Here is a 15100-nt window from a genome sequence, read left to right on the forward strand (position 1 = left end):
CAAATATACAAAATTAGTTACAAATATAGGCAGATGAAATACAAAAAGCTGCTTCTTAAATACGAAGCAGCTTTTTGAGTTCTTTTGCATATGTACGGCTAACCGGGACTTTAGACCCCTCTTTCATAATTAAGTTATAAGTGGAATTAAACCACGGCTGTACCTCAGAAATATGATTAATATTAGTAATAAAACTACGGTGAACACGCATAAAAATGGTTTGCGGTAATTTCTTTTCCAAAATCACAAGTGTATCATGTGTTACATATGTTTCTTTCATTGTTTTTACAGCTACTTTTCCATCTACAAGCCCTACATAAACAATATCTTCAATATTAATAAGTACAATCGATTCCTCAATTGGTAATGCTAATTTATGCATCTCGGTCGTTACATCTACACTCTTTACATCTTGCTTTGTTTCTAATTTTATTTGCTTTTGTTTTTTATATTTCTTTAATGTCTGTATGATACGTTCTTCATCAAATGGCTTTAAAATGTAATCTAACGCATCTACCTCAAACGCTTGCAGCGCGTATTGATCGTATGCAGTAGCAAATACAATTGCAGGGGGATTTTTCATCTTCTTTAATATATTTGCGATTTCAAATCCGTTATCATCAGATAATTGAATATCTAGAAAAACAATATCTGGTTTGTTTTTCATTAATTCTTCTAATGCATCCTCTACACAATCCGCCTCACCTATTATCTCTACTTCTTTCGTTTGCTCTAATAAATATTTCAATTCATCGCGCGCTAACATTTCATCATCAACTACTAATACTTTTAACACTCCGTTGTTCCTCCCCTACTTTTTTCGGAATTACAAAGAGGATCTTTGTCCCTTGCTCTAATTCACTTTCAATTTGAAGCATTGTCTCTTTCCCAAACAACCCGATAAGTCGCTCATTAATATTGTATAAAGCTGTTCCAGTCCCTTTCTTTGATGGAACTACCATTTTTCCTAATTGCTCTAGACGTTCACTCTCAATCCCTTGTCCATTATCCTTCACTTCAAAGTGAACCATCCCCTCCTTTTCAAACACATGTACCTCAACCTGGCACACTAGCTGCTTTTTTGGAAAAGCATGGCGTAGTGCATTTTCAACTAATAGCTGAAGCACAAATGGTGGAACTAAAGTTACCTTTAGTGCTTCTTCAATGTATATCTTCACTTCATACTTGTTCGGAAATCTCGCTTGTTCTAACGATAAATATGCATGTACATGATTCAACTCTTGTTCTACTGGAATAAGTAATTGGCGTGCCCCTTGCAAATTACAGCGAAAATAAACGCTAAGCTGCAATAATAATTTTCTCGCTTTCTCTACATCCGTTCGGCATAGAGCTGATACTGTATTAATTGCATTAAATAAAAAATGCGGATTGATTTGTGCTTGCAGCGCTTTTATCTCAGCATCTTGCAATAACTTACTTTGTAACTCAGCTTCACCTAACTCAAGCTGTGTAGAGAAGATTTTCGCCAGCCCTTCCGCTAGCTCTTCTTCAACACGACTTAATTGATTAGAGTTTTTAAAATAAAGCTTTAATGTTCCTATCGTATTCCCATGTGAAGTTAATGGAATAACAACTGCCGCTTGCAAAGGGCAGCCTTCATGTTGACAATTAATAACCTCACGCGATTTCGCTTTCATTATTTTTCCTGTGTTCAACACTTCTTTCGATAAACCAGTTATTAAACTATGTGAAGGAATATGGTGATCTGATGCTAATCCAACATGAGCTAATATTTTCTCCGTATCTGTTAAGGATACCGCATCTGTTCCTGTAAAGCGGTGAATAATTTGTGCCACATGCTTACACGATTCTTCTGTTAAGCCTTGGCGGAAATATGGTAATGTCTTATCGGCAATTCGTAATACTTTATGTGTTTGCAGAGCTTTTGCATTCTCTTCCTGACGTAAAATGGCTTGTATCATAGAAAGTAAAATAAAACTCCCGAAACTATTCACAAGGATCATCGGTATCGCAATTGTTTTCACAATACTAATTCCATCCTCTACAATTAATAGAATCATAACCATTTCTAAAGAAACGATAAAAACACTTAAAATCGCTGAAAATTTAGGTGTAATTGTACGATTATATTTTTTGAAAATGTATCCAATATAACCCGTTATAACTCCTGCTAAAATTGACGAAATTGCACAACTTAGCGCTGTCGTCCCGCCAAGCATATAACGGTGAATACCAGCAATCGATCCTACTCCAATTCCGACGATAGGACCACCAAGCAATCCACTAATTCCAACACCCATAATACGTGTATTCGCAATTGTACTAGATGACGAAACACCCTGTAGCCAATTTTCTTTCATAATTGTATTCCCTGCAATTTCAATTCCTGTGTAATTGCTTACAATTGTAAACACTGAAAAAATACAAATAAGCTTAAGCTTATCTACATACCCATCCTGCCTATGGAGAAGACGCCTGAACGTTTTAATATGAGAAAGTAAAAATCCTAAAATAACAATAAGTCCAACACGTTCAATCATCATAAGTACTAAATTTAGCATCTGTGATTCATTCCTTTTTATATTAGTTAGTTTTATTATGGGAAAATAATGAAGCGTGCGTCAAGAAGAATGAAATATCTTTTGAAATATTTTACACATAACAACTCCCTCTTTATTTGACAATCTAACAGAAGAGTGCTAAAAATAAAGTAATATAATACAGTCCTTTAACCCAACCCCGTGAGGTTGAGAAGGAAGTCGGAATATACTATACGTATGGTCTTTTTTAGGGATACGTATGCTTTTTTGGCCTTCTCATCATATCAGGTGAGAAGGCCTTTTGTTATTCTTCCATAGCGACTGTAGAAGAAAATAAGGAGGAGTAATGATGAACGTCACTACTGATGTACAATCAACAACAGAGGAGACAAAAGAGAAAAGATATAAAACATTATTTGGTTCTGCGCTAGGATATGCAGCAGAAGGTTTAGACATGTTGCTCTTATCTTTCGTACTCGTCTACATTTTAAAAGAATTTCATTTAAGCCCTGTTGAAGGTGGAAACTTAACATTAGCCACCACAATAGGAATGCTAATCGGGTCTTATTTATTTGGATTTATCGCTGATTTATTTGGGCGTATCCGTACGATGGCCTTCACAATCTTACTATTTTCACTAGCAACAGCACTCATTTATTTCGCAACGGATTATTGGCAATTATTAATTCTTCGCTTTTTAGTTGGAATGGGAGTTGGTGGTGAATTCGGGATTGGAATGGCCATCGTAACTGAAACATGGTCTAAAGAAATGCGCGCTAAGGCGACATCCGTTGTTGCACTTGGATGGCAATTTGGCGTACTAGTCGCTTCACTCCTTCCAGCATTTATCGTCCCGCATTTCGGATGGAGAGCTGTTTTCTTATTTGGACTCATTCCAGCCCTACTAGCTGTTTACGTCCGCAAAAGTTTAAGTGAACCGAAAATATGGGAACAAAAACAACGATACAAAAAAGTATTGTTACAAAAAGAAGCTGAAGGTAATTTAACAACTACTGAGGCAGAACAGCTAAAGCAAATGAAAAAGTTCCCACTTCGAAAGTTATTTGCAAATAAAAAAGTAACAATAACAACAATTGGTCTTATTATTATGTCATTCATCCAGAACTTAGGATATTATGGAATCTTCACATGGATGCCAACTATTTTAGCGAATAAATATAACTACACATTAGCAAAAGCGAGCGGTTGGATGTTCATCTCTACGATTGGCATGCTAATCGGAATTGCAACTTTTGGTATTCTAGCCGATAAAATTGGTCGCCGTAAAACTTTTACAATCTATTATGTCGGTGGTACTATATACTGTCTCATTTACTTCTTCTTATTCACAGACTCAACATTATTGTTATGGGGAAGTGCATTGCTTGGATTCTTTGCAAATGGAATGATGGGAGGATTCGGAGCAATTTTAGCTGAAAACTATCCTGCTGAAGCTCGCTCTACAGCAGAAAACTTTATTTTCGGTACAGGACGTGGTTTAGCTGGATTTGGACCTGTTATTATCGGATTACTTGCTGCAGGCGGTAATCTAATGAGCGCATTATCTCTCATCTTCATTATCTATCCAATCGGTTTAGTTACGATGCTATTATGTGTCCCAGAGACGAAAGATAAAGTATTAGACTAGATTGAAACTGTACAAAATGATTGTTCAAGTACTAGCCCCTTCAAGAAAAGTAGTTAAATAAATAGTAAAGAGGAAGCATCTCAAATGAAATGCTTCCTCTTTTTATATAAAATAATCTGCTTTATTATAAAATAAAACATACAACCATTTTGTTTATTATTTATTTTGATTTACTAGCCTTCTGGAATAAGAAAGCAGTTTTATCTTGCTCTTTTACAATACCTTGTTTCAATGCTAATTCCCCTGCAACTTTAGGAGCTAACCATGGCATTGGGAATAATAGAAGTGATACCGGAACAGCTGTCACTACAATGAAGGATTGTAAGGCGTTAATACTTCCCTCACCCATGTATAAAAGAATCGCTGCAACTGCGCCCATAATAAGCGACCAAAAAACTCGCAAACTAATTCTAGGATCTCCATCTCCAGTCACTGCCATTGAAATTGAATAGGCCATTGAATCTCCTGTTGTCACTACAAATAAAATTGTTAATAAAAGAAATGCTGGTCCGATAATATTAGAGAGCGGCAATTGTTGTGTAATTGCAATCATAGCTGCTGGCATACCAGATTCACTTAATGCGTTCGAGATAGAACCAGGATTCATTAACTCATAAAACACACCTGATCCCCCTAGTATAGTAAACCAAAACGTTGTAATAATAGGTGCAATAATTCCAATTGCAACGATGATTTCTCGGATTGTTCTTCCTCTTGAAATACGGCTCACTAAAATTGCCATCATCGGTCCATATCCAATAAACCATCCCCAGAAAAAGATTGTCCACGACCCTAACCAACCTGTATCACCACGATATGTGCTCATTGGAATAAATTCATTTATATAAAATCCAAACGAAGAAACAAATGAATCAATAATAAATCCACCTGGTCCAAACAGTAATACGAATACCATTAATAAAACTGCTAACCTAACATTTAAATTACTTATAATTTGAATCCCTTTATCAATTCCCGTTACCGCAGATATAGTAGAAACAGCTACTACACAAACAATAATGGCTAATTGAGTAGTAAACACATCAGGAATGTTAAACAATGCTTGTAACCCATAACTTGCTTGTAGTCCTAAAAATCCGATTGGACCAATTGTCCCTGCAGCTACCGCCATAATTGCAAACGCATCGATCATTGTTCCAAGTATACTCTTTCGTAATTTCTCCCCAAAAATAGGATATAAAAGTGTACGGGGTTTTAACGGCATCCCTTTATGATAATGCCCATACATCATCACTACTGCACTAATTGTCCCTAAAATCGTCCAAGCTAAGAAACCCCAATGCATGTAACTTTGTGCTAAAGCCGGCATTACCGCTTCTTTCGTTCCAGCAGATATACCTTCATGTATTGGTGGCACCGTTATCAAGTGGTACATCGGCTCTGCCGCTGCCCAAAAAACGCCACCTCCGGCAAGTAATGTAGACATAATAATAGCGAGCCATTTTGTCGTACTAATCTCAGGTTTTTCTAGCCCCCCAAGTTTAACTCTCCCATATTTCGAGAACGCCATACACATAGCAACAACAAATGTACCAATTAATAAAACCTGCCAAAAGGCACCAAAATATTTAATTGAAGCTGCAAAACTGCTATTAATGACTCCCTCTACGTAACTTTTATTTAAAAAAACTGCAATTACAAATAATAAAAGTAAGCCACCACTAATAAGAAATACAGGCCAATCCGTTTTTCGACTCTTCATTCTCATTTACACTTCCTCCTTCCTCAGCAATCTAAAAAAACAACTTTATTATGTTTTATTGTTTACACCCAAAACACAATGATTATATAAGCATAATAATTCATCGATTTTCTACACACTTATGTTGTCCCTAAAAATATGCTAAATCCTTTATTTAAAAGAAAATTTCTATTCCTATCACATAAAAAAGCAAAACAAAAGACCTTATATTTCCATAAGGTCTTCGAAACAGAAATTTGATTATAACATAAGGAACTCCTTGGTTCAAAAATCCCCTTCCAAAAATAATCGAGAGTAAAGGCTTCCATTTGCTACGTAACAGTAATTAAAAAAAATTATATTTTGCAGAAAAAAACCCTATACTAAATATCATTTATGGAAGAAATTCGGCTTCAAAATTTCATTCGGATACGGTTTATGATAAATATGAGTGGTAGCTGGCGACAACGGTGGAATGAGCCACACCCAATTCCCTGTTACAACCCGTCCACAAGCTACTTCTTGCTTCTCAAATTGTTGAAACTGTTGTGCAGCTGTATGGTGATCCACAATACTAACTCCTTGTTTTTTAAAGGAATGTAAAACAGCCACGTTTAATTCAATTAACGCCTTATCTTTCCATAACGTACCGTTTCTCGATGTATCTAACTCCATCATCTCCGCAACAGCCGGAAGTAAATTATAACGATCATGATCCGCTAAGTTACGAGCCCCAATCTCCGTTCCCATATACCATCCATTGAACGGAGCTGCCGTATAGGAAATACCGCCAATCTCTAAACGCATATCTGAAATCATTGGTACCCCATACCATTTTACTTCTAGTGATGAAATTGGGTATTCTGGATGTTCAATTGGTACCTCTTTCACTTCTTTTTTAGGAATTTCTTTATATACAGGTTCTTTTCCATCAACAGAAAATACAAGCGGTAATACATCAAAGTTTGTGCCTTCTCCTTGCCACCCAAGACCTTGGCATAAATCAGTAAATGCGACAGAGTGGGAGTCACCGATTACTCCCATTTCCGTTTTGTATCCTGCATATCGAATTAATTGATGATTATAAAGTCGTATATTATTCTCTTCACCTTGATATTGCTTAAAAATCGTAATTGTCGGTTTAACTTTCCCATCATTCGTCGCGTATTTAATATGATGAATTAATGCATTATATACACCTTCTTCATCATTTACTTCACGCGCATCTAATATGTGCATCTTACTCCAAAACAATCTCCCAATGCATCTATTACTATTACGCCATGCCATCCGTGATCCATGAACAAGCTCTTCAAATGTATGCTCATATGTGCCCGTCTTTTCTATCTCTATTAAAATTTCTTCCATACGCTCTTTTATTAATTGCTCTTTATTAAGTTCCTTATAGCAAATAGTAATAAAGTTACTCGCTTCCTCTATTAATTGTTTCGTTTTACTCATAAACAATCTCCTTCTATTTCAACAAAACGTTACTACTTTACAGTATAAGCAAAAAGAATAAGAGTCACAAACGAAAGTCGAAGTGTTACTTTTATCGTAATATTTATCAGAAGATTTCTAGAATTATTGTTGACTTCCGAAAAAAACAAGTGTATTTTTGACTTAAGGAAATTATTTTTACCTAAACCAACTTTTTGGGTGGAAAATCGGTAATTGCATGTTTTTTCAATTACCCAATCTTTCATAAGGCTATGGTGAACTAGATCCATATATTGATGATGCCTGCCATTCATCATGCGTGTCAGGTAAATTTGGTAATGTTAAACCAGTATTGTTGAAATCCTCCTAAATCCCCCGGATTGCCACCGGGGGATTTATAATTACTTCAATCTATCTATGTAATGCTGTAAAACATTTTTTATTTCTGCATTTAATTCTCGGAATGAAAATCCTAATTCACGAGCCTTTCCATTATGTAACGTACAATTAGTCACTTCATTATAAGGTGCTATATTATCTCCTACTTCTTGAATAAGTGCTTTTATTCCCGTGTTTTCTTCTATGAAATGAATAACTTCTCCAGTAGAAACTACCCCGTTGCTACAAGCATTAATTGGTCCTTCTATGTTTCCCATTCCGCACCATGCTAAAAACTCTCCAGCTTCTTTTTCATGTATGAACGACAATTTCCCTTCTAAACGATCCACGACAATAGGCTCTTGTTTCACAACATTTTCAACGTAAAACTGTAATCTCTTCGTAAAATCATTTTCTCCAATAACGACGGGAAATCGTACAGCAACGACAGGGAATGTTGCTCGTTGAAACAACACTGCTTCCGCCAATCTCTTCCCCTCACCATAAGTGAAGTCCCCTCTATCACCATACGTAATTGAATATGTATACGGATTAAAGTCTTCTTCTTGCAAGTTTAATGTAGGCTCATAAACCGCCATTGAGGATGTCATAACATATTTTTTCACCCTACCACGTAATACTTTACATATAACTTCCGCAGCATTCGAGCTATAGCATAAATTATCGTATACAACATCATAGCATTTACCCTCCAAGCGCTCTTCCAATAACTTTCCGTCTTCTCTATCTACTACAATTCTTTTTACCGTATCCCCAAAAGAATCCTCCGTAAATCCTCGTGTTGCAATTGTTATATCGTGCCCCTCTTGTAAAAGCGCTTCTACTAACTGCTTACCAAAAAACCTTGTTCCCCCTAGAACCAACACTTTTTTCACTTTCATCATCCCCTATTTTGTAAAATACTACCTTAATTATAAACCTACATATAAACAAAAAGCATGGAATCATTATCAAGATTCCATGCTTTCTTACATACGATACTTTAACGTACTCGATATTTAAAAATACAATAGCAGCAATATAAAATAGAAATTACTGATACATAAACCCATAGTTCATATACGAAGCCTTCTCCCCATACTCCCATAAAATAAAAGAGTGAAGGCAACGTCAATGTTACCCATGATTGTACAAATGCAATTCTGCCAAGATATTGATTGATATTCTTTTTTTGCGCATTTAACACAAAGAATAAATACCAAAGTAATGCCCACATAAACCATGTTAACGCATTAACAACATCGTGGAATTGAACAAATGAAACGACCATATAGAATAGGGCAATAATTGCTACCCAAATACAGAACCAGCCTAGTCCACTACTATCCATTCCTTTAATAAAAGTAACGCCTACATATAAATAAGTTAAACCAAATAAAAAGGTAGCTGCATATGAATATACCGTCCAATTACTTTGATCAGAAATCATAATTAAATAAAACGGTATAATAATTTGTAATGCCCCTACAAATAAATTAAAGACACCTGCGCTTTTCATCTCTACTTTGCCCAATATAACAAGACTATTTAAAAATAAAGCTGCACCTGAAAGTAATAATCCTACGTAACCCATATATATTCGTGTGAAAGTCTTTCCCTTTCACACTTTTAACCTCCCCACAATATAAAGTAATCCTTTATTATTTTTCTTCCTATTTAAAACTACATACATAATTTTTAATCTAAACAAGTCAGACTTCCTACCTTAAAAAGGGCCGGAATTTAAAACGCTTTCAATAATAAATAAGCCTATCAGAACATTAAATAGGATTCCTTGATTATAAACGTACTCTGACCATGATACAAGTATTGGAATTCTTTTCAATATTACGTTTTTTATTTCTATAAAAAATTAATAGGATAATACATTTTGTCAGTCAAACGCTCCTATAAAACGACGAACTTTCTTTACTAAATTTGCTAATAAACTTAATGTAAATAAATAAAAATGACCTTTTGTTCCCGCAAAAAGGTCATTTTTATTTATTAAACTTCTAGATAGCCATTTTTGTTATTTGATTGCCATCTCCAAGAGTCTGCACACATCTCTTCTAATCCGCGCAGTGCTTCCCATCCTAATTCACGCTTCGCTTTTGATGCATCTGCAAAACATACTGCAACATCACCAGGGCGACGTTCCGTAATTTTATAAGGAACTTCCTTGCCTGAAACTTTTTCAAATGCTTCAACCATTTCTAATACACTATAGCCAGTACCTGTACCGAGATTGTATGCATCTATCCCAGTAGTGCCAAGTACCTTTTCAAGCGCCTTTACATGGCCATTGGCTAAGTCTACAACGTGAATATAATCACGGATACCCGTGCCATCTTTTGTTGGATAGTCATTTCCAAATACACTTAATTCCTTTAGCTTACCTACTGCTACTTGTGTTACATATGGCATTAAGTTATTTGGAATTCCGTTTGGATCTTCTCCAATACGTCCACTTTCATGCGCGCCAAATGGGTTGAAATAACGAAGTAATGCGATACTCCATTCTTCATCCGCAAATGCTACATCACGCATAATTTGTTCAATCATTAATTTCGTTTGACCATATGGATTTGTTGCACTTAATGGAAACTCCTCCGTAATTGGTGATGTTTCTGGGATACCATACACTGTTGCAGACGAACTGAAGATCATCTTCTTCACATCATGCTTCTGCATCACTTCACATAGCACTAATGTGCTTGTAATGTTGTTATGATAATACGTTAACGGAATTGCTACTGATTCTCCTACGGCCTTAAAGCCTGCAAAGTGAATAACAGCTTCAATTGTATTTTCTTCAAAAATCATATCCAGTGCTTCGCGATTTAAAATATCTTCTTTATAAAACGTAAACTGTTTTCCTGTAATCTCTTTCACTCGATTTATAGACTCTACTGAGCTATTCGAAAGATTATCTACTACTATAATTTCGTAACCGTTATTTAGTAATTCTACGCATGTATGACTACCAATATATCCTGCTCCACCTGTTACAAGTATTGCCATAATTATAGTCCTCCATATTTCATTCATTATAAACTTCTCAAAGTATATCACATATTTCTTATCCAATGTTTATTATGCGAACACAGAAACTTACATTTTATCCCATGATTATTTTATACAATACACGATTCCAATCAGGTAATAAAAAAACGCCACATAACAGACATCGCGTGGCGTTTTTTTATTAAATTACGTAACAATATACACTTAGAAAATGAGCAAGGCTACCTAACAATACAAAAACATGAAAAATTTCATGGTGTCCCATATATTTAAACTCCAACCATTTCGGCTTCGCACCGTAAATAAACCCACCAATTGTATAAAAAATGCCTCCAAGTACTAAGAAAATAATACCTCCTGTACTTAAATTCTCAGCTAGCGGTGCAAAGAATAGAACAATTAACCAACCCATCAGAAGATAAATTGCTGTCGATAACCATCTTGGACAATTAAACCAAAACATTTTAAAAACAATACCACAAATTGCCGTTGCATAAACTAAACAAAATAATAGTAAACCATTTGCCGAATTTAATGTAATTAAGCAAAAGGGTGCATATGTACCTGCAATTAATATAAAAATCATAGAATGATCTAGCTTCCTAAAGAAATAAATAACACGTTCACTGGCTACGACACTATGATACACAGCTGACGCCATATAAAGGACCATCATCCCGATACCAAATAAAATAACAGCTGTAATTGCAGCAAAAGATGGCATCTTAACAGAAACTTTCACAATCATAGCTAATAATGCAATAAATGATAATACAGCTCCCCCTAAGTGAGTAAATGCATTAACCGGTTCTCTTACATAAGCATTCATATAAACACCCCTCATATAATTACATGTAGTTTTCATAACTACATGTAATTATATACACATTATTCGTACGGGTCAACATTTACATTTCATTTGTTTCGTAATACCATATTTAAAGATATACTAAACATTAAGTTCCACTAAGTTATAAAAGTGAGGGATTCTACGTGGAAAATATAAATAAATTACTTGAATCATTACATTTAGAAAAAAATATTAAACTTGAGGATATCCCAAATGTCGACTTATATGTAGACCAAGTCGTTCAACTATTTGAGAATACTTATGCGGATACAACGAGAACTGATGATGAAAAAGTATTAACAAAAACAATGATTAACAATTACGCAAAAGGGAAATTATTCATCCCTATCAAAAATAAAAAGTACTCAAAAGAGCATATGATTTTAATCAGCTTAATTTATCAATTAAAAGGAGCCCTTTCCATTAATGATATAAAAAGCTCCTTAGAAAATATAAATGCACCGTTAATAAACGATGATACATTCGAATTAAATACTCTATATAAAGATTATCTTTCTCTTACTGAAACCAATGTGGAAAGCTTTAAACAAGACGTAAATAAACGTGTTACGGATGTAAACGAGGTTTCTTCCTTAGAAGATCCAACGCTAGAAAAGCTTTTATTACTAACATCCTTCGTGACTATGAGTAATATGTATAGACGTTTAGCGGAAAAATTAGTTGATGATCTCAAAGAATCTTAAACAAAAAACTATCCACCTGTTTGAAGTGGATAGTTTTTTTGTTTATTTAATTGCTTCATGAACCTTTAATTGTTTCCCTTTAATCGTTGTGTTTTTCATGATTTTTAAAACAAGTGGTCCTTTTCCATTTAATATTTCAACGTAAGAAACATTGTCTTGGATTGTAATAATGCCTATATCTCCTGCTGTAACACCTTTAATTTTAGCAATTGTACCGACGAAATCTACCGCCCTGATTTTCTTTTTCTTCCCGCCATTAAAGTACAATTTCATAATTCCTTTGTTTAGGTCCGCATTTTTATCTTTCTTTATAATTGGTTTAGCATGTATCTTTTCCTCAAATACTGCTTTCCCTTTCATAACTTCTTCCTTTGAAGGTGCAAGTGCCTTTGGAATTTCAAAGCCGATGTACTCCTCAATCTCTTCTAAAAATCTATTTTCATACGGTGTTATGAATGTAATAGCTTTTCCTTTATTACCAGCTCGTCCCGTTCTTCCCGTACGATGTACATAACTTTCTTTTTCTAATGGAATATCATAGTTAATAACATGTGTAATATTATCAATATCAATTCCTCTAGCTGCTACGTCTGTCGCTACTAAATAACGGAACTTTCCTTTTCTAAAATCGTCCATAACTTCAAAACGATCTTCTTGTACCATACCACCATGTATTTTGTCACAAGGATAGTTAACGCGATCTAATTGTTTAAATACGTGATCTACATTTTCTTGTGTGCGGCAAAAAATAATACAACTATCTGGATTCTCAATCGTTGTTACATCTTTAAGAAGTGAAAGCTTCTCCTCTTCTCTCGTCTCAAAAAGTGTATGTTCAATTTTATCTGTTGTAATCCCAGCAGCCTTAATTTCAATATGCATTGGCGAATCCATATATTTACGAGATAATTTTTCAACATCTTCTGGAAGTGTTGCTGAAAATAACATTGTCATTCGTTTTGTAGGTAACTCGTCAATAATTGCCTCTACTTGATCGATAAAGCCCATATTCAGCATTTCGTCTGCTTCATCAATAACTAAATACTTCAAACACGCTAAAGAAAGAGTACCTTTTTCAATATGATCTAACACACGGCCAGGAGTCCCAACTACAATATGTGTTTTTTGCTTTAACTCTAATTTTTGACGCGCGAATGGCGATTTACCATAAACTGCAGCAGCCTTAATTCTTTTGAATCGGCCTATATTCGTAATATCTTCTTTCACTTGCACCGCAAGCTCTCTCGTCGGTGTTAAAACTAAAGCTTGTGGCTTATTCTCTTCCCACTCCACCATTTCACAAAGCGGTATACCGAATGAAGCCGTTTTTCCACTTCCAGTCTGTGATTTCACGACAAGGTCTTTCTTTTGCAAGGCAACTGGAATAACCTCTCCTTGCACTTCCGTTGGATGTTCATAGCCTAAACCAGTAAGTGCTCTTACAATTTCTTTACTTAATGCATAATCAGCAAAACTTTTTTTACTCATATATTAACCTCTTTTTATGATATATTATTTTCTTTTTTCGCTTTTCCTATCACTGAATCATCATATACGTTATTATCACCTTATTCATTATACTTGAAAGCTCACATAAAAAGGCGAATCATTCGTGATTCGCCTGACTAAACAAAAGGGGTCTCTATTTCAGAATTTTTTTAAAAATATTATTTCATTATAAAAATAAACTTTTATCATTTCATATACTGTTCAACTAACTGATAACATCTTTCCCTCGTACTAGTTGCCTTCGATGAAATAGTTGCTATCCCTGATAATGTTCCCTGCCCAGATTCATTCCAAGCTTCTTCCGCCTTACGATCTCGATACTTAATCCATTCACGCTGTTTCTCTCTCAAAGTGTTCATTTCACTTGTAGAAAGTTGCTTTTTCAAAACACCATAAATCTCATTTAAAGCTTGATCCCATGCATCGTATCTTTTAACTTCTCCTTCTTTCATTTCAGTTGTAATTCCGTTCTCATATAAATAATCGAGTTTCTTCAAACTCTCCTCAATACTATTTAGTTTAGTAATATATTCTGCCTTTTGACCGGTAATAACACTTTCTTTCTTCGGCTTCTCTTCTATTACTTTTTCTTCCTTACGGTTCTCATCTTTTGTTTTATCTACCTCTACTGTCCTCGGCACAATCTGTGTAATTTGTTCATTCGCATTTTGATAATATATTTTAAACTGTTCTTTCCCTTTCGTTTCCCTAATAATTACGTTCAGTTGCTCTTTTACATCCACAAACTTCTGCTCGTTTTTCAACTCTTCTACTTTAGCAAGCATTTGCTTATATTTCTCTTCCTCATCTTTTTGATTAGATAAATCTTCTCGTTTTTCTTTTACTTGTTTGACTAATATAACTGAACTAGCAGAATCATTTTCAATTTCTCTTAATAACGAAATTGCCCGGTCTATATTACTTTCCTGCAATGCTTCAATCATTTTATTCGTTTGATTCATCTTCAGCCTTACTTCTCGGTCATCCTTCTTTTCTTTTAATGCTAATTCAAAAGATGCGACTGCTCTATCGTATTCTTTATTTTCCAGTGCTAAATCTCCTTGTTTCTTCGCCTTATCAAATGCATCATTATTGCCGCATCCAGCAACAACCAACAAAGTTATTCCTATTATTAGTATTAACCTTTTCATCGTATTCCCCCAGCCCCCTCACCCAAAATAAGAAGCACACATACAATTTTATGCAATTATCGCAACTTTCCTTACTTTTTTTATAAACGAACGTTATGCATATAAAAACTATTTAAATTCGTTTTTAACGTTATTTTTAAAAGATATTAGCTTCTTTCAAAAAAAATGT

General features: G+C 34.8%; 12 protein-coding genes. 2 read left to right on the plus strand and 10 right to left on the minus strand.

Annotated features, from left to right (window positions below; genetic code table 11):
- Positions 1-55 precede the first annotated feature (55 nt).
- Together BAU23_RS15260 and lytS are read right to left on the minus strand one after the other, a co-directional pair.
- Entirely contained in the window at positions 56-796 is a 741-nt protein-coding gene (locus BAU23_RS15260; protein ID WP_000921820.1) for a LytR/AlgR family response regulator transcription factor, read from the minus strand.
- Positions 774-2543 carry a two-component system sensor histidine kinase LytS gene (gene lytS, locus BAU23_RS15265; protein ID WP_000933597.1) on the minus strand — a complete coding sequence of 590 codons (1770 nt, stop codon included), beginning with the start codon at positions 2541-2543 and terminating at the stop codon, positions 774-776. Before lytS ends, BAU23_RS15260 begins: the two co-directional genes overlap by 23 nt.
- A gap of 328 nt (positions 2544-2871) precedes the next feature.
- Between lytS and BAU23_RS15270 the strand changes: the two genes are divergently transcribed.
- Positions 2872-4170 carry an MFS transporter gene (locus BAU23_RS15270; protein WP_071734766.1) on the plus strand — a complete coding sequence of 433 codons (1299 nt, stop codon included), beginning with the start codon at positions 2872-2874 and terminating at the stop codon, positions 4168-4170.
- A 160-nt stretch (positions 4171-4330) separates the two neighbouring features.
- Here BAU23_RS15270 and BAU23_RS15275 read toward each other — a convergent pair whose 3' ends face one another.
- From BAU23_RS15275 to trhA, 6 genes are all read right to left on the minus strand, one after another.
- The gene (locus BAU23_RS15275; RefSeq protein ID WP_071734767.1) at positions 4331-5899 is read right to left on the minus strand and encodes a BCCT family transporter; all 1569 of its coding nucleotides are present in this window, start codon (positions 5897-5899) and stop codon (positions 4331-4333) included.
- Between the two features lie 363 nt (positions 5900-6262).
- Positions 6263-7333 carry a nitric oxide synthase oxygenase gene (locus tag BAU23_RS15280; protein ID WP_000047631.1) on the minus strand — a complete coding sequence of 357 codons (1071 nt, stop codon included), beginning with the start codon at positions 7331-7333 and terminating at the stop codon, positions 6263-6265.
- Positions 7334-7713: 380 nt separating this feature from the next.
- Positions 7714-8592, minus strand: coding sequence for an NAD-dependent epimerase/dehydratase family protein (locus BAU23_RS15290; protein ID WP_071734768.1), 879 nt, complete (start codon positions 8590-8592; stop codon positions 7714-7716).
- A 101-nt stretch (positions 8593-8693) separates the two neighbouring features.
- The gene (locus BAU23_RS15295; protein WP_000542579.1) at positions 8694-9284 is read right to left on the minus strand and encodes an AmiS/UreI family transporter; all 591 of its coding nucleotides are present in this window, start codon (positions 9282-9284) and stop codon (positions 8694-8696) included.
- 413 nt (positions 9285-9697) lie between these two features.
- Positions 9698-10714, minus strand: coding sequence for a UDP-glucose 4-epimerase GalE (gene galE, locus BAU23_RS15300; RefSeq protein WP_000996529.1), 1017 nt, complete (start codon positions 10712-10714; stop codon positions 9698-9700).
- A gap of 184 nt (positions 10715-10898) precedes the next feature.
- Positions 10899-11546, minus strand: a complete 648-nt coding sequence (gene trhA, locus BAU23_RS15305) for a PAQR family membrane homeostasis protein TrhA (protein WP_000995373.1) — start codon at positions 11544-11546, stop codon at positions 10899-10901.
- A 164-nt stretch (positions 11547-11710) separates the two neighbouring features.
- On the opposite strand from trhA, the gene BAU23_RS15310 reads away from it, so the two are divergent.
- Positions 11711-12271, plus strand: coding sequence for a DUF1836 domain-containing protein (locus BAU23_RS15310; protein WP_000427893.1), 561 nt, complete (start codon positions 11711-11713; stop codon positions 12269-12271).
- 42 nt (positions 12272-12313) lie between these two features.
- On the opposite strand, the gene BAU23_RS15315 is transcribed toward BAU23_RS15310, so the two are convergent.
- Both BAU23_RS15315 and BAU23_RS15320 read right to left on the minus strand, forming a co-directional pair.
- Complete coding sequence (locus tag BAU23_RS15315) at positions 12314-13759, minus strand: DEAD/DEAH box helicase (protein WP_071734769.1); 1446 nt, start codon at positions 13757-13759, stop codon at positions 12314-12316.
- Positions 13760-13965: 206 nt separating this feature from the next.
- Positions 13966-14931: a lysozyme inhibitor LprI family protein gene (locus BAU23_RS15320; protein WP_000825584.1), complete on the minus strand. Its 966-nt coding sequence runs from the start codon at positions 14929-14931 to the stop codon at positions 13966-13968.
- Positions 14932-15100: the final 169 nt, after the last annotated feature.

Source organism: Bacillus nitratireducens, from assembly GCF_001884135.1.
Classification (GTDB): Bacteria; Bacillota; Bacilli; order Bacillales; family Bacillaceae_G; genus Bacillus_A; species Bacillus_A nitratireducens.